We start from the raw sequence: 20,729 nt of genomic DNA, 5'->3' as shown, positions 1-20,729 counted from the left end.
ATGATCGCGGCGACTCAGCCCCGACGAAACGGACCACCGTGAGCCTCGACGAGCAGACCGCCCAGGCGCTGCCGGGCTGGCCGCGCCGGCCGCGCCGACTGGCCACCGCGGTGGTCGAGGACCTCGTCGACCGCATCGTCGGCGGCGAGATCTCCCCCGTCAGCGCGCTGCCCATCGAGCCCGTGCTGTGCGAGATGTTCTCGGTGAGCCGCACCGTCATCCGTGAGGCCGTGAAGTCCCTCGAAGCCATGCGGTTGGTCAAGGTGCAGCAGGGGCAGGGCACCACCGTGCGGGAGACCGAGGACTGGGACCTGCTCGACCCGGTCGTGCTCGCCGCCAGCATCCGCCACGACGCCGAGCTGTCCATCCTGGAGGACCTCGTCGACGTCCGCCGGGCGCTCGAATCCCAGATGGCCGCCCAGGCCGCCGAGCGCGCCGGCGCCGAGCACCTTCGCCGCATCGGCACCGCGCTGCGGCACGTCACCGACGAGGTCGCCGACGCCAGCCGTTTCTACCGGGCCGACCTCGAGTTCCACGACGAGATCATGGCCGCCTCCGGCAACCGCCTGGCCCGCGCCGTGATCCGCACCGTCAACGCCGAGGCCTTCCGCAGCCTGCGCTACATCGGCGACCCCACCTTGGCCGACCTCGAGCAGTCCAACCGCGAGCACCGCACCATCTACGAACGCCTCATGGCCAGGGACGTCGAGGGTGCGGCGACCGCGATGAACGAGCACATCCGCACGAGCTGGGAAAAGCGCCGCCCCCGCCAGCGCTGAGGGCCTTGCTGAAGTTGTGAACGGACCTTTCCCAAACTCCGAGTTGAGGAATGGTCCGTTCCGAGTGCCGTTGACAGGGGCTTGCGGGGTGTTGTCCACTACTTGCGGCTTACATCATACGTCCGATGATTGCTGACTCCACCTGTCAAAGGAGACACGGTGTCCACCAGCAGCCGCTCCCGCTATCGTCAGATCTGGGTCGTCTTAGTGGCGACCACCCTGACCGTAGCCGGCCTCGCAACCCCGGCCGCCGCCGCGACCCTGACCACGGCGTGGCAGAACGGGGCCTTTCAGATCGACCGCCATGCCGTTGTCAGCCGCTCGAACATCGTGCTGGGTGCGCCGAACAGCGCGGCCACGCAGTCCCTGCCGCTGGGCAACGGCACGGTGGGCGCGGCGGTGTGGGCGGCCAACGGCTTCACCGCCCAGCTGAACCGGGACGACACGTTCCCGGACCGCAAATCACCGGGCCAGGTCACGATTCCGGGCCTGGCCAAGCTGACCTCGGCGGCGGACTTCGCCGCGCATCTCGACCTCTACGACGGGGTGCTGACCGAGACCGGCGGTGGGCTGACGGCGCGCATCTTCGTGCGGGCCGACAAGGACGAGCTGGTGGTCGACGTCATAGGCGCCGATCCCAACAGTGCGCAGACGGTGCAGGGCAACCTGTGGTCGGGGCGGTCGCCGCAAGCCCAGGCTTCAGGCCCGGTCGGCACGCTGGCGGAGACGTGGGTGGACAACCCGACGGGTGGCAGCGGCCAGACCTTCGGCAGCCTGCTGGCGGTGACGGCCGGCGGCCGCAACGTCAGTGCCACGGTGGTGAACGGGCAGACCGTGCGAACATCCTTCAACCCCAACGCGGACGGCTCGTTCCGGGTGGTGGTCGGCGCGCCGCACTGGACGGGCGGCGACGCGCTGGGCACGGCCACGCAACTGCTGGGCAACGATGCCACGGCGTCCACAGTGGACGCGCAGCACCTGGCCTGGTGGCACGACTTCTGGGGCGGCGCCAACCTGATGGAGGTGAACTCGGCCGACGGATCGGGGCAGTACCTGGAAAGCCTGCGGACGATCTACCTCTACCAGGAAGCCAGCCTGAACCGGGGCCAGTACCCGGGTACGCAGGCCGGCGTGGCCGACCTGTTCGCGTTCTCGCAGGACACGCAGGACTGGGTGCCGGCCGACTACTGGTTCTGGAACCTGCGCATGCAGCTCGCGGCCAACCTCAGCTCGGGCGTGCCGGCGCTGAACACGGGGTTCATCAACCTCTACACGTCCAACCTGGCCAACATCCAGGCCTGGACGCAAGCGCACGTGCCGGGCACGGCCGGGGCCTGCGTGCCGGAAACCATGCGGTTCAACGGAAACGGCTACTACGGCGGCGGCAGCGCGGCCAGCAACGCCTCCTGTGACACGACCATCGCGCCGACCTACAACTCGATGGACCTGTCCACCGGCGCCGAAGTCAGCCTGTGGATCTGGCAGACGTACCAGCAGAACCGCAGCCAGTCCTTCCTTCAGACCGGCTACCCGCTGATGAAGGCGGCCGCGCAGTTCCTGTTGTCGTACGCCAAAACCGGCGCCGACGGCCTGCTGCACACCACGGCCAACGCCCATGAGACGCAGTGGAACGTGACCGACCCGGTGACGGACATCATGGCCATGCAGGCGTTGTTCCCGGTGGTGATCTCGGCGGCCCAGACCCTGAACACCGACCAGGCGCTGGTGACTCAATTGCAGGCGGCGCAACAGAAGATCCCGCCGCTGCCGCGGACCGACTCCGCCACGCACAAGCAGGTGCTGCACGCCTCGGACGACGCCGCCGGGCAGGACGTGATCGCCTTCTCCACGCAGCCGGCGGCCGAGCTGCACAACGGGGAGAACCTCGACCTGGAGTCGACCTTCTCGTACGGGCTGATCGGCGACGCGAGCCCGCTGACCGCGCTGGCCAAGCGCTCGTACACCGCGCGGCTGTTCCAGAACAACGCCGACTGGGACTACGACGCCCTGTATGCGGCCCGCCTGGGCCTGGCGAGCGAGGTCAAGGCCAACCTGGTCAACAACGTCAAGAAGTACCAGCTCTACGTGTCGGGCATGGCCGCGCTGTTCGGCACGGTCGGCGACGAGCCGTACAACGAGGAGACCGGCATCGTCGCGGCCAGCATGAACGAGGCGCTGGCCCAGGACTACGACGGACTGCTGCGGATCGCCCCGGCCTGGCCGTCCGACTGGGACGGTGACGGCACGGTTTCCATGCAGCACAACAGCAAGGTTGACGTCCAGGTGCGGGGCGGGGTGCCGGTGACGGTGGTGCTGGAGGCCGGCGACAACGCCGCGATGGCCGTCCGCAGCCCGTGGCCGGGGCAGTCGGTGCAGGTCGTCGACGCCACCACCGGGTCGACGGCATTGACCACCACCGCCGGCCAGTTCACGATCAATACGGTCAACGGCCACAAGTACCTGATCGAGAAGTCGGCCGATCCGTTCACCAACCTGCCGTTCGTGCCGGTGACCGGCACCGCGGCCAACTCGGCCCGGCACTTCGGCCCGGTGCAGATCGGCCTGGACAAGGCCGCCGTGGCCAGCTCGCTTTCCGCCACCTACAACAACATCGGCGTGACCGCCGACAACAACACCAACCCCGGCAACATCGACGGCGGCGGGGCCAGCATGTCCGCCACCGCGCTGGCCAACGCCGGCGCACGGGCCGGCGGCACGGTGAGCCACGGCCTGACCTTCACCTGGCCGTCGCAGGCCGGCACCGGGTCGGCCGACAACACCGTCTCCAATGGACAGACGATCGCCCTGTCCGGATCCGGCAACACCTTGGGGTTCCTGGTGACCGCGACCTACGGGCCGGTCAGCGGCGTCGGCACGATCACGTACACCGACGGCAGCACCCAGGACTTCACGCTGGCCAGCTCCGACTGGTGGGGCGGCAGCGGTGACGTGGCGATCGCCGGCGCGTACCAGAACCGACCCGGCAACACGACCTATCAGCACACGTCCGACGTCTACTACGTCAGCGTGCCGTTGTCGGCCGGCAAGACCACCTCCACGGTACGGCTACCGGCGGTGAGCGGTTCCGCTACCGCGGGCACACCTTCCCTGCACGTCTTCGCCATGGCACGGGGCTGAACGGGCATACCCTGCCGTCAATCGGTGTCACGGGGCTGCAACTTCTTGACATGATGACGCAGAATTGCCGCCAACGAGCCGCAAATTCGGCAGATTGGCAGCCCCTGATGCTCCTCAGACGAGTACTGCCCGCGCTGACCGCGGCCGGACTGCTCCTCACGAGCGGTCCGGCCGTGTTCGCGGCGGACGCCAGCAACCTCGCCCTCGGCAAGCCGATCACCGCGTCCTCGGTGATCGGCAACTTCGCCGCCAGCAACGCCGACGACGGCGATCCCACCACCTACTGGGAGGCCGCCGGCGCGAGCTTCCCCAACACACTCACCGTGTCCCTCGGCTCCAACGCCGACGTCACGTCGATCGTGTTGCGGCTCAACCCCTCCACCGACTGGGGCGCCCGCACCCAGACGATCGAGGTCCTCGGCCGTGACCAGGACGCTTCGACCTTCACCAGCCTCGTCGCCGCCACGCCGTACGCCTTCGACCCGGCCACCGGCAACACCGTGACGATCCCGGTGACCGCCCGCGTCGCCGACGTGCAGCTGAAGATCACCTCGAACACCGGCTCCGGCGGCGGCCAGATCGCCGAGTTCGGCGTGTTCGGCACCCCCTCGCCCAATCCCGACCTGACGATCACCGACGCCACCGCGACGGCCGGCACCGAGGCCGACAACCTCACCGCCCGCGCGACCGTCCAGAACGTCGGTCAGCTCGCCACCAGCGCCACCACCAACGTCACCTTCTACCTGGGCACGACCAAGGTCGGCACTACTCAGGTCGGGCCGCTGGCCATCGGCGCGTCGACCACCGTCTCCGCGCCGATCGGCCGGCACGACGCCGGCTCGTACCGACTGACCGTGAAGGTCGACGAGGCCAACCGGATCATCGAGAAGGACGAGACCAACAACGCCTTCGTCGACCCGTCGCCGCTGGTCATCGCGCCGGTCGACAGCTCGGACCTGGTCGCGACGGTCAACCCCACGCCGGCCACACCGTCGGCCGGCGATCTCGTGGACTTCGTGGCCACGCTCAAGAACCAGGGCACCAAGGCCTCGTCGTACGGTCACAGCCTCAAGTCGACCATCACCGACACCTACACCGGCCGGTTCCAGACCGTGCTGATCGGTGTGCACGTCGGCGTGCTGGCTCCGGGCGCTTCGACGACCGTGCACCTCGGCCGGTGGCGCGCCGGGGCCGACGGCCGCTACACCGTGAAGACCGAACTTTCCGCCGACGGCAACGAGGTTGCCCTCAAGCGGGCCAACAATGTGTCCACTCAGGACCTCTACGTCGGTCGCGGCTCGGCGATGCCGTACCACACCTACGAAGCCGAGACCGGCAGGCTGCGCGGTGGCGCGGCCATCGTCGGTCCTAATCGGACGATCGGCGACCTTGCCGGAGAAGCGTCCGGCCGTCAGGCCGTCACCCTGAACCAGACCGGCGCCTCGGTCGAGTTCACCACCAAGGAGCCGACCAACACCCTGGTCACCCGCTTCTCCGTGCCGGACGGCAGCCCGTCCACTTTGGACGTCTACGTCAACGACCGCTTCCTCAAGCCGATCACGTTGAACCCCAAGTACGCGTGGCTCTACGGCCCCGAGGCGTCGCCGAGCAACGACCCGGCCGCCGGCCCGGCCCGGCACATCTACGACGAGGCCAACCTGCTGCTCGGCACCACCGTGCCGGCCGGCAGCAAGATCCGGTTGCAGAAGGACGCCACCAACACCGGCACCTTCGCCATCGACTTCGTCAGCCTGGAACAGGTTTTCCCGGTCGCCAACCCCGATCCCGCGCACCTGGTCACGCCCGCCGGCTTCTCCCAGCAGGACGTGCAGGCCGCGTTGGACAAGGTCCGCGCCGACATCACCGGCACCCTCACCGGCGTCTACCTGCCGGCCGGCGACTACCCGACGTCGGACAAGTTCACCGTCGCCGGCACCGCCGTGAAGGTCGTCGGCGCCGGGCCGTGGTTCACCCGCTTCGTCGCACCGCAGGACCGCGCCAACGTCGACGTCGGCTTCCGGATCTCCGCCTCCGCCAACGGTTCCTCGTTCGCCGGCTTCTCCTACTTCGGCGACTACGACACCCGTCTCGACGGGCAGGGCCGCGTCTTCGACCTCGCCAATCTTTCGGACCTGTCCATCGACAACGTCTGGGTCGAGCACAGCGTGGTCATGGTGTGGGGCACCAACGTGCACAACCTCACCGTGTCCAACTCGCGGGCCCGTGACCTCATGGCCGACGGTATCAATCTCACCAACGGCAGCACCGGCAACCATGTCGTCAACAACGAGGCCCGGTCCACCGGCGACGACAGCTTCGCCCTGTGGGCCGCCACCGACCTGCACAACGGTGATCAGCGGGACAACCTGTTCGAGCACCTCACCGCCCGCACCCCGTGGCGGGCCGCCGGCGTCGCCGTCTACGGTGGCCAGGCCGACACCTTCCGTGACGTCGTCGTCGCCGATACCCTCGCCGGCTCCGGCGTGACCATCAGCTCGCTCAACTTCGGTGTCACCATGCGGGACTTCGGCCCCGACCCGACCGCCTTGGCCAACTTCTCGGTGATCCGCTCCGGCGGCCACTTCTGGGGCGGCCAGACCTTCCCGGCGATCTGGGTCTTCTCCGCCACCAACGTGTTCCGGGCCATTCGTGTGTCCGATGTGGACATCGTCGATCCCACCTACAGCGGCATCATGTTCCAGACCGACTACATCGGCGGACAGCCGGCCTATCCCGTCACGGACACGGTTTTCTCGCACGTGTCGATCTCGGGAGCGCACCGCAGCGGTGACGCGTTCGATGCCAAGTCCGGCTTCGGCTTGTGGGCCAACGAGTTGCCCGAGCCCGGGCAGGGCCCGGCGGTCGGCTCGGTGACCTTCCACGACCTGAAGCTGTGCGACAACGCCCAGGACGTGAAGAACACGACGAGCACATTCAAGATCAACATCGGGAAGTAGAAGGGCTTTCGTGGTGGGCGGCGATCCCGCCCACCACGAAACTCATCCCCGGAAGCAGTGCCCGTTCTGGTACAGATCCCCCGGTGACACCGCCAACCCCGCCGGCGGGTTCAGCTGATAGGGCCGGGAACCGTTGCGGGTCAGGGAGTCCTCACATCGCACGATGCCACGGTCGTTCGCCGACCCGGTCCACAGGTCGATGTGCGATCCGGAGCAGCTGGCGCAGGAGTCCTCGAGGATGAAGTACCTGCGCACGTCCGGCACGTAGATCTTCGTCCCCGGCGCGAACCGCCCGTCCTGGGCGGCGAAGGTGATCGGATCCTCGAACGTGCCCGTGCCGCCCGCCTGCCCGTGCAACACGCCGGGGTAGGCGATGTCCCGACTCCCCGGCGGATCGTTGTCCGCCGCGCCGTAGAACGTGATCTGCCCGGAAGCGTTGGGGCTGCTCTGTTGTGACGTCGGCGGCGCGGCCGGCGGGGAGCGGCCGGCGGTGGCTGGGCGATGCCGGCGGTAGAGCTCGGCTTGCCAGAAGGTCCCGAAGTTGCCGTAGCGGCAACCGATGTGGAGCTCGGAGCCGTGGGGCTCGTGCTCACGTAGGTGGCCCCGCCGACGATCGGCGGACCGGCGACCGGGATCGACGTGCCGGCGACCTGCCGGGGCGGCGAGAACAGGTACACCGCCACGCCGACCACCAGCAGTGCGGCGACGGCCGCCGCCACGACGACAATTCTCGTCCGCATAAGTAAAGGTCCTTGACGTTCTACGACAATGCCCGGAACCTATCGGCCGGATGATCATCGTCAAGGGTCGAAGGTCCCTAGTCCCAGTCGATGCCGATGCCGGCCAGTCCCCGCCCGACCCGGGAGAAGTAGGCGCTGGCCACGCCGCCGATGCCGCAGACCAGGTCCTCGGAGTGGGTCGGCTCGGCGTCGTCGCGCAGCCGGAAGTAGCTGGTGCACCGGGCCGGCATGGCCTTGCGGTGGAAGGCGATCTGCAACAGGTACTCGCCGGAGGGCTCCCGGAACGTGCGGTTGCTGCCGGGCGAGGGGCGGGTCGAGTCCTCGTGCAGGCTGAAGCAGAACACGTGCCGCTCGCCCTCGGTGAGCCGGCGGTCGAACAGCAGCTCGGCGACCATGATCGCCGACTCCCGGTGCCGCCGGACGCGGCCGGTGCGGCAGCCTTCGGACGTGCGGACCTCGCACGTCTCCACCGAGCTGTCGTCATCGGCGTGGTACATGGCGATGTAGCGGTCCGGCCCGGCGGTGTTGGCCTGCACGACCATCCGCGTGGTCGACGACCGCTGCGCCCGGTGCTGGTCGATGTTGATCATGTCGTGCACCGACAGCACGCCCAGCTCCCCGTTGCACCGGGTGGCCTCGTCCGGCACGTCCAACTCGCTCAGCAGCGCGGCCGAACCGGACCAGAACGAGCCGAACTGGACGAAGGAGCCGACGGGCTGACGGTCGGGCGCGGGCCGGGTACGCGGCCCTACGAGCACGACGAGCGAGTCGGGCGGCAGGGAGAGGACCCGTTCCAACGCGCGTAGGGCGGACAGCGCCCGCGGCACCTCGGGATGGCGCAGCCCCCGCTGCCAATAGCTCAGGGTGGACTGACCGACGTGCACGCCCATCCGGTCCAGGTGCGCGCCGAGTCGGGCCAGGGACAGCCCCCGGTGCGCGATGGCGGTGCGCAAGGCCCGGGGAAACGGGCCGTAGCGGAGGGCCTCGACGAGGGTGGCGTCGAGTTCAGCTGGGGGTGTGGGCTCGGTGCTCATCCGTCCTGGGGCGTTCGCAGGGTGTGAACGGCGTGTGAATGTTCACGGTAGGTGGCCACGCTGCACGACGGAAGGCCCTGATCGGCCGGGAACGCTCCGCCCGGTCACCGGACACTCTTGTTCGCACCTGTGGCGTCACGCACAGTCATCACCGGCCGCTGGTCGCGGTGCCCTGCACCCCGCGACCGGCGAGCCATCGAACTCCTTCTCCCGGCCAGGAGGTCGAGACCAGTGCCCGCACTGATGGCCGTCGCGATCGCGGCGGCGCTGGCCGCCGCGCCGGCGGGAGCGCCGCCCGACCATGCCACCCGGCCGTACCAACAATCCCTCGAAGGGGGAAGGGTGGCGGCGCACTTCCGCAGTCGGTGACACAGAGATACGTGCTCACGCTGCCCGGATCGCCACCGGGGGCCACCGGTCGGCACGAGACCTACGCCGACCGCGACAATCCAGGCCCGGCCGGCGACCCGGCCCCGCCCGGCCCCGGTGTGATCGCGCTGCTGACGGTGTTGGCGCTGGTCGGAGCGGGTGTCCTGCTGGTCGCGCCGCGGTGGCTGCGTGGCCGCTGACCGGCCGTCCGGGGTGGGGACGCGTGACCGACCGCTACCCCTAGTGGATGATCGTGCGTGACGCCACCGCTTCCGGCGGCCCGACCGGCTAGTGGACAAGCCTCGCGGATCGTATCCTGGTTGGTGACGCCCCAAAGTGGGTGTCCGCCAGGTGCGGCGGCAACCGTGACACTGGCGCCCGCGACCCCACTGTGCCGGAGGAGGAGTCATGCCACTCTCCGAGCACGAGCAGCGACTGCTCGACCAGATCGAGCGTGCGCTCTACGCTGAGGACCCGAAGTTCGCCTCCACTGTGCGTGGTGCTCGTCTCCGCCGGCCGTCCCGACGGCGCAGGCTGTACGGCATTATCGCCTTCCTTGTTGGTGTGGCTTTGCTCGTATTCGGTGTGATCGTGCCGCTCAAGCTCGCCAGCATCCCGATTGTCAGCGTGCTGGGCTTCCTGGTCATGTTCGTCGGTGCTCTGCTGACCCTGACAACACTGACCAAGGGCGGCGCCTCCGCCGAGGGGTCCGGCCAGTCCGGCGGCACCCCGCACCGCTCCGGCTTCGCGCAGCGCATGGAAGATCGTTTCCGTAAGCGCTTCGAAGAGGAGTGACCCCGACACATCCCTTCGACCTCCACCCGCTTCAAGGGCCACCTCCGGCGAGGTGGCCCTTAGCGTTTCCCGCCAACGCGAGTCCCGCTCTCGGGCTGGCGAGTCCCGCCCTCGGGCCCACCCACTTACGCAACCACGCTGGCAGTGGCCCGAGGGCGGAACTCGCCAAGGCGCCCGAGAGCGGGACTCGCGGGGGTGCGCCCCAAACCGTATTTCGGTGTGACGCTGAGCGGGACTCGCGGGGGTCTAGCCTGCTGCCATGACAGCCGGGGAGCAGCTCGCCCAGGACATCGGTCCCGACCACATCCAGCTCTGCTACGAGCGCTTCGGCGACCCGGCCGATCCGCCGGTGCTGCTGACCATGGGGGCCAACGCCCAGATGATCGGCTGGCACGAGGGCTTCTGCCGGGAGCTGACCGACCGCGGCCTGCACGTGATCAGGTTCGACAACCGGGACGCCGGCCGCTCGACCCACTTCCACGACGCCCCGCCGGCCGACCCGATGGCGGCGCTGGACGGCGACTTCTCCACTGCCGCCTACTCGGCCCAGGACATGGTCGGCGACATGCTGGGCCTGCTCGACGCCTTGGACATCGACAGCGCGCACCTCGTCGGGGCCTCGATGGGCGGCTTCCTCTCCCAGCTCACGGCCGTGGAGCACCCGGCACGGGTCCGCTCGCTGACCACGCTGATGTCGACCACCGGCAACCGCGCGGTCGGCCAGGCCGACATGAGGATCTTCGCCGAGATGCGGCCGCAGCCGGACGGCACCCGCCAGAGCTACGTCGACTGGTACCTGCGCGCCCTGCCGGTCTTCGGCTCGGCGGCCTTCCCACAGGACGAACAGGACGTCGCCGACCGGGCCGGGCTGTACTTCGACCGCGGCTACGACCCACAGGCGATGATGCGCCAGGGCGTCGCCGCCGTGATGGGCGGCGACCTCACGCCCCGTCTGCACGAGCTGAAGACGCCGACCCTGGTCATCCACGGCACCGCCGACCGCATGTGCGACGTCAGCGGCGGCCGGGCCACGGCCGAGGCCATCCCCGGCGCGGAGCTGGTGATCATCGACGGCATGGGGCACAGCGTGCCCCGGCAGCTGTGGTCGGAGCTGGCCACCCGCATCTCCGACCACATCCACCGAGCCGAACAGAGCTAGCGCCGGTTGACCACCGACCGGGGCAGCAGGCGAGCCGCGAAGGCGAGCGGCGCGGTCCGGTGCATGCTGGCCCGCAGCTCGTCCACGGCCGTCACGAGCTTCGGGTCGGCGGTCTCCCGGCCGCCGTACCACGAGCCCTCGACGGCCGTGATGACCTGACGCAGCGCCTCCCGGCCGGGCTCGTCGAGCTCGTGCTCACGGGCCAGCCGCCGCCCGGCCGCCCGGACGGTCTCGGTCGGCGGCACGACGGTGCCGCGGTCCACCGACTCGGCGATGACCTCGGCCCACGCGGCGCCGGCGGCGTCGGCCCCGAGCGCGGCGATCTGGTGCAGCCGCCGTCGCCGCCGCCACGCCCGGATCGCCGCCGGCGCGGCGCAGACCATCAGCAGCAGCACGAACCCGGTGAGCCACCAGGAGATGTACGACGTCGCCACCAGCACGACCAGGGCACAGGCGCCGACGCCCATCGCGCCCAACACCTTCGGCGGTATCCAGGGCGGCAGCGCGAACAGCTTGCGCCGCGCCAGGCTGAGCAGCACGCCCAGCGCGATCGCCAGCAGCAGCAGGACCACGAAGAACCACAGCGGCGGCGCGGTCGGGTTGAGGAACGACGTGCCCGTGTCGGTCTGGGTGTTGGTCGGGGCGGTGTCGGTCGGCACGGTCGGCTTGGCCGCGGCCGTGCTGGTCGGCCCGGACGAGCCGGTGTTGCTCGGCTGGGTGGCGTCGCTGCCGGCCGTGGAGTTGTCGTTCATGTACGGCGGCGGCACCACCCGCGGCTCGGCCGGCGTCGGGTCGAACCGGGTCCAGCCGTAGTCCGGGAAGTTGATCTCCACCCAGGCGTGCGCGTCGCCGCCGGTGATCGTCCGCACGTTGGGGTCGCCGTTGTACGGCACGCCTGGCGTGAAGCCGATCGCCACCCGGGTCGGGATGCCCATCGAGCGGGTCATCGCGGCCAGCGCCGAGGCGTACTGCTCGCAGAACCCGCGCTTGGTGTTGAACAGGAAGTCGTCCAGCTTGGGTGCCTTCGGGTCCTGCGCGGTCGCGTCGAGGCTGTACTTGAAGCCGTTCTCGCCGCTGTTGAGGTACCGGGTCAGCGCCCGCACCTTGTCGAACGTCGAGGTCTGGTCGCCGGTGATCTGGTTGATCAGGGCCTTGACCTTGTTGTCGACCACGGCCGGCTGCCGGTACCGCGCGTCGACGCGGCTCTCGTCCAGCACGCCTTCGGCCCGCAGCTGGTCCGCCGTCGGCGTGGCCAGCTGGGCGTGCTCGACGTAGCTGCCGTACTGCTGCGTGCCCGGCGCCCACACCGTGCCGGCCGTCGGGTCCCAGCGCCAGTCCGAGCCCAGCCCGCTGATCGACACCGGCTGGCCGAAGACCGGGGCCCACTGCTCCTCGAACTGGTTGGGCTGGATGGTGATGGTGGTGGTCTTGCCGTCGCCGATCGGCTTGGTGTCCATCACGTGCTGGCCGAGCTGGTCGCCGCCGGCGATCGGGGTGCCGACCTCCCAGCCCTCGCTGTCCACGAACTTGTCCAGCGTCACCAGCCGCAGGTACTCCTCCGACTTCAGCCCGGTGACGCGGAAGAACTCCACGTTGACCTGGCCGGTGAGCAGACCCTCGAGCTTGGTGTACGGCTTGAGGCCGAACGGCCCGCCGGCGATGCCGCCGCCACCGGCCCCGGGCAGCCGCCCGACCGTGCCGATCACGGTGAAGGTGGAGCCGACGATCAACGCCAGCACGATGGACACGATGACCACGCTGCTGGCCTCGTGGTTGGGCGCACCCTGGTTGTAGCCGGGCAGCCCGGTCCGACGGCCCCGCCACGCCTTGTGCTTGGCCCGGCCGTCCACGGCGAGCAGCGTGGCGAAGGCGGCCGCGCCGATCACGAAGCTCCACCACGGCAGCATCTCGTCGGCCAGCGACGCCGGCACCGCGTACACGCACAGCAGCACCAGCCCGGACGCGGCCGGCGCCTTGGCCTCGACGGTGAGCATGTCCACGACCACCGTGACCAGGCCGATCGCGATCACGACCAGGCACAGGATCGGCGAGTCGGCCGGTACCGGCGGCACTTCGGTCTGCACCGCGGCCACCGACTGCCCCAGCACGTCGGCCAGGTCCCGCAGGGCCGACGGCCCGGGCAGGATGAGCAGGATCCCGTTGGTGCTGAACGACATCGTCAACAGGCACAGCAGCGCGAACAGCTCGCCGATGGCCACCAGCGGCGGGGCCAGCCGCAATGAGCGCAGCAGCATGCCGGTGCCGATGATCAGGCCGATGGCGATCAGCAGGTAGAACAGCCACAGCGTGCCCTGCACGACCCCGGACAGCGCGGTCGCCGCGGCCAGCACGGCGAAGCCGGCGGCGATCGGCGTGGTCGGCAGCGTCCAGACCGGGTCGGCCGGCGGCGGGGGCGGCGTCGGCCGGTTCGTGTGCCGCGGCGGTTGCACGTCCGTCATCGCCATCAGGCGATACCCCTTCGGTGTACGTGAGCGAGCCGCCGCGGGTCCCCGCGCGGCACAGCTCCGACCACACCACGCCCACCGGCATGTCCGGCCTCGCGATCACCACGCCCCACCCGGAGCCGCGCAGCAGCCGTGCCGCCTCAGCCAGCTCGGTGGCCACGGCGCTGTCCGCGCCCGGCGCCCACGCCGTCACGTCCAACAGCACGGCGAGGCTGCGCGTGACGCGCGGCCGCAGCCGCATGAGTTCGGTGGCGGCGACCGGGTTGGCCGCGCCGAGCACGGCGATCAGCTCCTGGCCGTTGCCGGGGTCGCCGCCGCACACGATGTCCCGCTGGTGCGACGAGTGCAGCGCGGCCAGCGCGTCCAGCACGACCACGTCGCTGTGGCCGGCGTCGGCGATGCCGCCGGCCAGCACCTTGCCGTCCTCGGTGACCAGCCGCACCTGGTGCCCCTGGCGGTGCAGGTGCAGGCAGATGCTGGCGGTCAGCGAGATGGCCCACTCCAGGCTGCTGGTCGGGCCGGTGCCGCGGTGCGCGGCCGAGCGGTGGTCGAGCAGCACGGTCGTGCCGCCGCGCCACGGCTTCTCCTCCAGGCGCACCATCAGCTCGTCGCGGCGGGCCGAGGAGCGCCAGTGCACCTTGCGCAGGTCGTCGCCGTGGCGGTACTGCCGCACCACGGCGTCGTCCTCGCCCTGACCCGAGCGCAGCCGGACCGCGCCTTCCTCGCCCGCGCCCATGCCGGCGCCGCCGGGCAGACCCAGCAGCTGGTGCACGCGCGGCACCACGACCAGGCGGGTGCTGCCGGCCAGCTCACGGTCGAACTCGGCCATGCCGAACGGGTCGGTGATACGGCCCAGCAGCGGGCCGACGTGCTGGATGCCGCGCAGCACCGGCCGCAGCTGGTAGCGCAGCGGCACCTGGTGGTGCCGCGGCAGGCGCTCCAGCACGAAGCGAGGCCGCGCGCCCAGCGCGTACGGGACGCCGTCCTCCAGCAGCAGGCCGCCCGTAGGTAGCCGGCCGTCGCTGCGGATGTCGATGCGCACCTCGGCCGTGGAGCCGACGGGCACGCGGTCGGGCAGCACGGTGCGCGTGGCCGACAGACCGACCCGGGACCGCGCGGTGAGCACGGCCGCCAGCACGGGCAGCGCCACCACGAACACCGCGATACGCAGCAGGTCGCGTTCGTTGAGCACCAGGGAGCAGACGCCCGCCGCCAGTCCCGCCGCCATCAGGCAGCGTCCGCGGGTCGTCAGTCCGGCGAGCACCTTCATCAACGCCCTTGCCGCGTACCGAACCAGCGGCCGTTGGGCGCGGCCAGCGGTTGTGAGGCCTGCTGGCCGTTGGCGCCGCCGTGCGGGATCACCACGCGCTGCAACACGCTGCGGATCAGGTCGGCGGGGAGCGCCGCGCGGCCAGCGCCTCGGCCGTCAGCACGAGGCGGTGGGCGAGCACCGGCACCGCGACCGCGTGCACGTCGTCCGGCACCACGAACTCACGGCCGGCCAGCGCCGCCTGCGCCCGCGCGGCTCGCACCAGGTGCAGGGTCGAGCGCGGCGAGGCGCCCAGCCGCAGCTCCGGCAGCCGCCGCGTGGCCGACACCAGCTCGACCGCGTACCGCTTGATCTCCGGCGACAGGTGGACGCTGCGGACCATGGCCACCAGCTGCTTGATCTGCTCGGCGTCGGACACCGGCTGGAGGTCTTCCAGCGGGTCGCGGCCGGCGTGCTCGTCGACCATGGCCAGTTCGGCCTGCGGGTCGGGGTAGCCGATCGAGACGCGGCAGGTGAAGCGGTCCCGCTGCGCCTCCGGCAGGGCGTAGGTGCCCTCCATCTCGATCGGGTTCTGGGTGGCGATGACCATGAACGGGGAGTCCAGCGGATAGGTCTGCCCGTCGATGGTGACCTGGTGCTCCTCCATGCACTCCAGCAGCGCCGACTGGGTCTTCGGGGAGGCCCGGTTGATCTCGTCGCCGACCACGATGTTGGCGAACACCGGGCCCGGCCGGAACTCGAAGTCGCTGGTGTTGCGGTTGAAGATGGAGACGCCGGTGATGTCGCTGGGCAGCAGGTCCGGGGTGAACTGCACCCGGCTGACCGTGCAGTCGATGGACCGGGCCAGCGCCTTGGCCAGCGACGTCTTGCCAACGCCGGGCACGTCCTCGACCAGCAGGTGCCCCTCGGCCAGCAGGGTGACCAGCGCGATCCGCACCACCTCGGGCTTGCCCACCAGCACGTGCTCGACGTTGGCCGCGATCCGCAGCGCGATGTCGTGCAGCCGGCCGAGCGGCGACGGCTGCGGCTCAGGCACACCGGCCTGGGTGGTAGGCGGGGTACTCGACGTCAACTTCGCCCTCCAAAGGCCACCGCGAGGGTGCTCGCGTGGCGTCAGCGTTCCCAGCAGTGTGTCAAATCGGAGCGAAGCGCCCCAAGTAATCCACGTAATCGGCCGAGGCAGCGTTCGACGAAGCGGCGAACCAACCCTTGTTCCCTCCCACCCGCGGCCTCCCGCCACCACTATCCCCGCGTTCCCCACCGGCCCCCACCCGGCCACCCACTCACCCCCACCCGACCGTCAGAAGGGGCCTCCGGGGGCTCCCTGGACGATCACCGAGGTGTCGCCGGGTGGAGTGACCCCGATCCCGCCCCACTCCCACCCCCACCGCGTCTACCTGCGGAAACCGCCCAGAAATTCGACTCCGGCCGGGCCTGTCGCCGTTGACTGTGGCGGAAAGTGGGGTAGTGTGGCGGCCGGTGGGGCGAACGGGGGCCCCATCGCCGGTCCGGTCCCTGCCCGGGGTCTTGGTTCGGGTTGGAGGTGGGCGTCCGGTGTTCCTCGGCACGCACACCCCCAAGCTGGACGACAAGGGTCGGCTGACGCTGCCGGCGAAGTTTCGGGACGCGCTCGCAGGGGGTCTCATGGTCACCAAGGGCCAGGACCACTGCCTCTACGTGTTCCCACGCGCGGAGTTCGAGCAGATGGCCCGCAAGGTGGCGGAGGCTCCCCTGACCAATGAGGCGGTCCGGGCATACCAGCGCTACCTGTTCGCGGGCACCGACGAGCAGCGGCCGGACGGCCAGGGGCGCGTCAGCATCGTTCCCGAACTGCGCCGCTACGCCGGGCTGAACAAGGACTGCGTGGTGATCGGCGCGATCACCCGCCTGGAGATCTGGGACGCGCAGGCCTGGCAGCGCTACCTGGACGAGCACGAGGACGACTACGCGCAGGCCCGGGAGGAGGTTCTCCCCGGACTGTTCTGAGTTATGGGTCATGACCGACCCGGGTGCCGTTTGGCCTCGGTCCGCTCGGCTATCGGCCCTGGCGCACCTTCCCCGGCGCCAGGTTCGACGGGCGGGCGGGGACCTGACTGCATCCGACACCGGCAGGACCTGCCCACCGACCGAGGAAAGGGGAGTGAGCGGCAACCACGCGGGAAAGGGGTTGGCCGTGACCGACATGTCCGACCAGCCGAGGGCCAAGCACGTGCCCGTCCTGCTCGACCGCATCGTGGAGCTGTTCGCCCCCGCGTTGTCCGGCAAGCCCGCCGTGATGGTGGACTGCACGCTCGGACTCGGCGGCCACTCGCACGCGCTGCTGTCCGCCTACCCGCAACTCACGGTGATCGGGCTGGACCGCGACCCGGAGGCCCTGTCGCTGGCCGGGCGGCGCCTGGCCGAGTTCGGCGACCGGGTGCGTTACGTGCATGCCGTGTACGACGAGTTGCCGACGGTCTTGGTTCAGCAGGACATTCCCGAGCTCGACGGCGTGCTGTTCGACCTCGGCGTCTCCTCACTCCAGCTGGACGTGGCCGAGCGCGGTTTCGCCTACTCCCAGGACGCGCCGCTGGACATGCGGATGGACCCGACCACGGGTCAGACCGCGGCCGACATCCTCAACAGCTACGCCTTCCCTGACCTGGCCCGGATCCTGCGCGAGTACGGCGAGGAGAAGTTCGCCGGCAAGATCGCCAAGGCGATCATCGCCGAGCGGGCCAAGGAGCCGTTCACCACCAGCCCGCGGCTGGTGCAGCTGCTGCACGACGTGATGCCGGCGGCCAGCAAGCGCACCGGCGGGCACCCGGCCAAGCGCACCTTCCAGGCGCTGCGCATCGAGGTCAACGGCGAGCTGGAGGTGCTGCGACGGGCCATCCCGGCCGCGCTGTCGGCGCTGGCCGTCGGCGGCCGCATCGTCGTCGAGTCGTACCACTCGCTGGAGGACCGGCTGGTCAAGCGGGCGCTGGCCGAGCTGTCGGTGTCCACCACCCCGCTGGACCTGCCGGTCGAGCTGCCCGGGCACAGCCCGGAGCTGAAGCTGGTCACCCGCGGCGCGGAGCTGGCCGGCGAGCAGGAGATCGCCGACAACCCACGGTCGGCGTCCGTGCGGCTGCGTGCCGCGGAACGGATCCGGAGGGCGTCATGAGCGCACCCCCACAGGAGGTGGGCGCGCCGAAGACCGGCAACCAGGCGCCCCGTACCCGCACCGCCCGCCGCAGCAGCGAGCGCAAGATCGAGCGTGAGCAGGAGCAGCCCGGCACCCGGGCCACCCGCGGCCGGACCACCGCCGCGCAGCGGGCCTACGCCCGCAAGGCCAACCGCAAGAAGCGCTTCCGGCTGCCGGTCGGCCTGAAGTCGGCCTCGCGCACGCCGTTCGTGCTGCTGGTGATGGCGCTGCTGGCCGCGGGCGTGATGGCCACGCTGTTCCTGTCCATCTCCGCGGTCTCCGACTCGTACCGGCTCGAGGACGCCAAGAAGAAGACCACCGACCTGACCAGCCGGGTCGAGCAGCTCAAGGCGGACGTGGCCAAGGGCGAGTCGCCCGAGGTGCTCTACGACGAGGCCCGCAGGCTCGGCATGGTGCCGGCCCCGGACCCGGCCCGGATCAAGGTCAACCAGGACGGCTCCGTGAACGTCACCGGCAGCGCCGTCGCCGCCACCACGACCACCACGCCGCCGCCTTCGTCGTCGTCCACCTCGGCGGCGCCGCCTTCGGGGCAGTCGACCTCGGGAACCAGTCAGCCGCCAGCCTCAGGGGAGGCCACTAGATGCCCGCCAACCGCACCGCCGGCGGACGCCCGGCCACCCGGCCGCGCCCCGTCGCCCGTGGCGGGCCCGCGCCGCGGCCGTCGTCCGCGCGCAAGCCGCAGCGCGCCGCCGCGGCCGGCGTCGGCAACCACCCCAAGCGGATCGTGCTCAGCCGGATCCTGATGGTCGCCGTGCTGGTCGTCGCGGCCGTGCGGCTGGTGCAGGTGCAGGGCGTGCAGGCCAGCGAGCTGTCGGCGCTGGCCGAGCAGCAGCGGGCCACCCGGGTCGTGCTGCAGGCGCTGCGCGGTCAGATCGTCGACCGCAACGGCACCCAGCTGGCGTTCAGCGTGGAGACCCGGTCGCTGTCGATCAACCCGCAGTGGGTCAAGAACGACTGGGCCAAGAACCCGGACGTGTACAAGAACCTCAAGCTCGGCACCAGCTACGACGACTACTGCCAGCGGCTGGCCGAGTTCATCCACGCCCAGCTCGGCGACCAGGCCAAGACGGCGGACATGCTGGCCAAGATCCGCGACACCAGCACCACCTACCAGCTGCTGGTCCGCGACGCCGACCCGGTGAAGGCCAAGGCGATCACCGGCAGGTACGCGGCGGTCACCGGTTCCGCGCGGCAGCAGCGGGTCTACCCGGACGGCACCGTCGCGTCCAACGTCGTCGGCTATGCCAACTGGCGTGAGGACGCCAAGACCCCGCAGGGCCTGATCGGGCTGGAGAACTCGCTCGACGACACCCTCAAGGGCACCAACGGCACCAGCACCGTCGACACCGCCAACAACAGCGACGTCCAGCTGCCCGGCACCATCCGGGACGACAAGCCGGCCGTGCCCGGCTCCAACGTGCAGCTCACCATCGACGCCGACGTGCAGTACCAGGCGCAGAAGATGCTGGACGCCTACAAGACGACCAGCGGGGCCGCCGACGGCAGCATGGTCGTGATGGACGCCAAGACCGGCGAGGTCTACGCGCTGGCCGTCACCGACGGCTTCAACCCCAACAACTACGGCGACTACAAGCTGGAGCAGCTGGGCAACGCCGCCGTCTCCACGCCGTACGAGCCCGGTTCGGTGAACAAGGTCGTGACCGCCGCCGGGGCCATCGAGTACGGCATCGAGCAGCCCGACTCCGTCGTCGACGTGGCGTCGTCGTTCAAGATGGCCGACCGGACCGTCACCGACGCGTGGAACCACGGCGACGTGCAGATGACCTTCGCCGGCGTGATCGGCAAGTCCTCCAACATCGGCACCCTCGAGGTGGCCAAGAAGATCGGCGAGGACCGCTACGTCGACCTGCTGACCAAGTTCGGGCTCGGGCAGAAGACCGGCATCGGGCTGCCCGGCGAGAGCGCCGGCTCGGTGCCGCCGCGCAGCACGTGGTCCGGCTCCACCTTCGCCAACCTGCCCATCGGCCAGGGCCTGTCCATGACCCTGTTGCAGATGGCCGGCATGTACCAGGCCATCGCCAACGACGGCCTGCGCGTGCCGCCGCGGATCATCAAGTCCGTCACCAAGCCCGACGGCACCGTGGTGGCCACCCCCAAGCCCGATCCCGTGCCCGTGGTCAGCCCGCAGACCGCGAAGACCGTGCGGGACATGATGCGGGCCGTCATGCAGCGCGACCCCAAGGACAACCAGCAGAACGGCACCGGCTACCCGGCCGCGATCGCCGGCTACCAGCTGTCCGGCAAGACCGGCACCGCCCAGCAGCCCGACCCCGCCCTCGGCGGCCGGTACGGCAGCAGCAAGTACTGGATCACCTTCGCCGGCATCCTGCCGGCCGACAACCCCCGCCTGGTCGTCGGCATCATGATGGACCGGCCCAACTACACGATCCCGACCGTCGGCTCCTCGGCCGCGCCGCTGTTCCACCAGATCGGGACGTACCTGGTCCAGCACTTCCAGATCCCGATGTCGGCCACTCCGTCCCCGGTCGTCCAGCTTCAGCTGCCGTAGGGCTCCCGCTTTTTGCCACATGGGCTTCCCACCTGCGCCCTGGTGCCACATAGGAAGCGCATGTGGCACCCCGCCCACCCCCGCACCCGCCGTTTTGTCACATGCGCTCCTCATGTGACGCCTGGAGGCAAGTGAGGAGCGCATGTGGCGTTTGCCTGTGTGAAGGCGGTAGCCGGGTGGGGGATCGGACGTGTCAGCTGCGACGTTCGGCGTAGTGCGTTGGATTCGGGGCTCGGCTCTTCGGGTGACAGGCGTCGGCTCATTGACGCGGCGTCAGGTAGAAGGGAATGCCGGACTCGGGGAGGT

The 20,729-nt window shown here is 70.3% G+C and carries 14 protein-coding genes and 2 pseudogenes; 11 read left to right on the top strand and 5 right to left on the bottom strand.

Going from position 1 to position 20,729, the window contains the following annotated elements:
- Positions 1-38 precede the first annotated feature (38 nt).
- The 3 genes from M3Q35_RS25395 to M3Q35_RS25385 all read left to right on the top strand — a co-directional run bounded on the left by M3Q35_RS25395 (position 39) and on the right by M3Q35_RS25385 (position 6,874).
- Positions 39-779, top strand: a complete 741-nt coding sequence (locus M3Q35_RS25395; protein WP_273935012.1) for a FadR/GntR family transcriptional regulator — start codon at positions 39-41, stop codon at positions 777-779.
- A gap of 159 nt (positions 780-938) precedes the next feature.
- Entirely contained in the window at positions 939-3,917 is a 2,979-nt protein-coding gene (locus M3Q35_RS25390; RefSeq protein ID WP_273935011.1) for a glycosyl hydrolase family 95 catalytic domain-containing protein, read from the top strand.
- 107 nt (positions 3,918-4,024) lie between these two features.
- Positions 4,025-6,874: a CARDB domain-containing protein gene (locus M3Q35_RS25385; RefSeq protein ID WP_273935010.1), complete on the top strand. Its 2,850-nt coding sequence runs from the start codon at positions 4,025-4,027 to the stop codon at positions 6,872-6,874.
- A gap of 42 nt (positions 6,875-6,916) precedes the next feature.
- Here M3Q35_RS25385 and M3Q35_RS25380 read toward each other — a convergent pair whose 3' ends face one another.
- Both M3Q35_RS25380 and M3Q35_RS25375 read right to left on the bottom strand, forming a co-directional pair.
- On the bottom strand, positions 6,917-7,678 hold the full coding sequence (locus M3Q35_RS25380; RefSeq protein WP_273935009.1) for a hypothetical protein: 762 nt from the start codon (positions 7,676-7,678) through the stop codon (positions 6,917-6,919).
- Positions 7,679-7,691: 13 nt separating this feature from the next.
- Positions 7,692-8,648, bottom strand: a complete 957-nt coding sequence (locus M3Q35_RS25375) for a helix-turn-helix domain-containing protein (RefSeq protein WP_273935008.1) — start codon at positions 8,646-8,648, stop codon at positions 7,692-7,694.
- Positions 8,649-8,879: 231 nt separating this feature from the next.
- Here M3Q35_RS25375 and M3Q35_RS25370 point away from each other — a divergent pair, with 231 nt between their 5' ends.
- The 4 genes from M3Q35_RS25370 to M3Q35_RS25355 all read left to right on the top strand — a co-directional run bounded on the left by M3Q35_RS25370 (position 8,880) and on the right by M3Q35_RS25355 (position 10,971).
- The gene (locus M3Q35_RS25370) at positions 8,880-9,017 is read left to right on the top strand and encodes a hypothetical protein (protein ID WP_273935007.1); all 138 of its coding nucleotides are present in this window, start codon (positions 8,880-8,882) and stop codon (positions 9,015-9,017) included.
- Between the two features lie 11 nt (positions 9,018-9,028).
- Positions 9,029-9,217, top strand: coding sequence for a hypothetical protein (locus M3Q35_RS25365; RefSeq protein ID WP_273935006.1), 189 nt, complete (start codon positions 9,029-9,031; stop codon positions 9,215-9,217).
- A gap of 208 nt (positions 9,218-9,425) precedes the next feature.
- On the top strand, positions 9,426-9,812 hold the full coding sequence (locus tag M3Q35_RS25360) for a DUF3040 domain-containing protein (RefSeq protein WP_273935005.1): 387 nt from the start codon (positions 9,426-9,428) through the stop codon (positions 9,810-9,812).
- A gap of 259 nt (positions 9,813-10,071) precedes the next feature.
- Positions 10,072-10,971, top strand: coding sequence for an alpha/beta fold hydrolase (locus M3Q35_RS25355; RefSeq protein WP_273935004.1), 900 nt, complete (start codon positions 10,072-10,074; stop codon positions 10,969-10,971).
- Here M3Q35_RS25355 and M3Q35_RS25350 read toward each other — a convergent pair.
- The 3 genes and pseudogenes from M3Q35_RS25350 to M3Q35_RS25340 all read right to left on the bottom strand — a co-directional run bounded on the left by M3Q35_RS25350 (position 10,968) and on the right by M3Q35_RS25340 (position 15,778).
- Complete coding sequence (locus M3Q35_RS25350) at positions 10,968-13,430, bottom strand: transglutaminase TgpA family protein (protein ID WP_273935003.1); 2,463 nt, start codon at positions 13,428-13,430, stop codon at positions 10,968-10,970. The genes M3Q35_RS25355 and M3Q35_RS25350 overlap by 4 nt on opposite strands.
- Before the next feature lie 31 nt (positions 13,431-13,461).
- Positions 13,462-14,709 (bottom strand): annotated as a pseudogene (locus M3Q35_RS25345) (DUF58 domain-containing protein); the annotation flags it as partial.
- Positions 14,706-15,778 (bottom strand): annotated as a pseudogene (locus M3Q35_RS25340) (AAA family ATPase). The pseudogenes M3Q35_RS25340 and M3Q35_RS25345, both read right to left, overlap by 4 nt.
- Positions 15,779-16,260: 482 nt before the next feature.
- On the opposite strand from M3Q35_RS25340, the gene mraZ reads away from it, so the two are divergent.
- The 4 genes from mraZ (at position 16,261) to M3Q35_RS25320 (ending at position 20,423) form a co-directional block, all read left to right on the top strand.
- Complete coding sequence (mraZ, locus tag M3Q35_RS25335) at positions 16,261-16,692, top strand: division/cell wall cluster transcriptional repressor MraZ (protein ID WP_273935002.1); 432 nt, start codon at positions 16,261-16,263, stop codon at positions 16,690-16,692.
- 196 nt (positions 16,693-16,888) lie between these two features.
- Positions 16,889-17,851 carry a 16S rRNA (cytosine(1402)-N(4))-methyltransferase RsmH gene (gene rsmH, locus M3Q35_RS25330; RefSeq protein WP_273944460.1) on the top strand — a complete coding sequence of 321 codons (963 nt, stop codon included), beginning with the start codon at positions 16,889-16,891 and terminating at the stop codon, positions 17,849-17,851.
- A complete protein-coding gene (gene ftsL, locus M3Q35_RS25325; protein WP_273935001.1) occupies positions 17,848-18,636 on the top strand; it encodes a cell division protein FtsL in 789 nt (262 codons plus the stop codon). The genes rsmH and ftsL overlap by 4 nt, the downstream gene beginning before the upstream one ends.
- Positions 18,636-20,423, top strand: a complete 1,788-nt coding sequence (locus M3Q35_RS25320; protein WP_273944459.1) for a peptidoglycan D,D-transpeptidase FtsI family protein — start codon at positions 18,636-18,638, stop codon at positions 20,421-20,423. Before ftsL ends, M3Q35_RS25320 begins: the two co-directional genes overlap by 1 nt.
- Positions 20,424-20,729 lie beyond the last annotated feature (306 nt).

It is taken from the genome of Kutzneria chonburiensis (genome assembly GCF_028622115.1).
Classification (GTDB): Bacteria; Actinomycetota; Actinomycetes; order Mycobacteriales; family Pseudonocardiaceae; genus Kutzneria; species Kutzneria chonburiensis.
The sequence above is the reverse complement of the archived record's forward strand: the minus strand, read 5'-3'. Positions and strand labels throughout refer to the sequence as shown.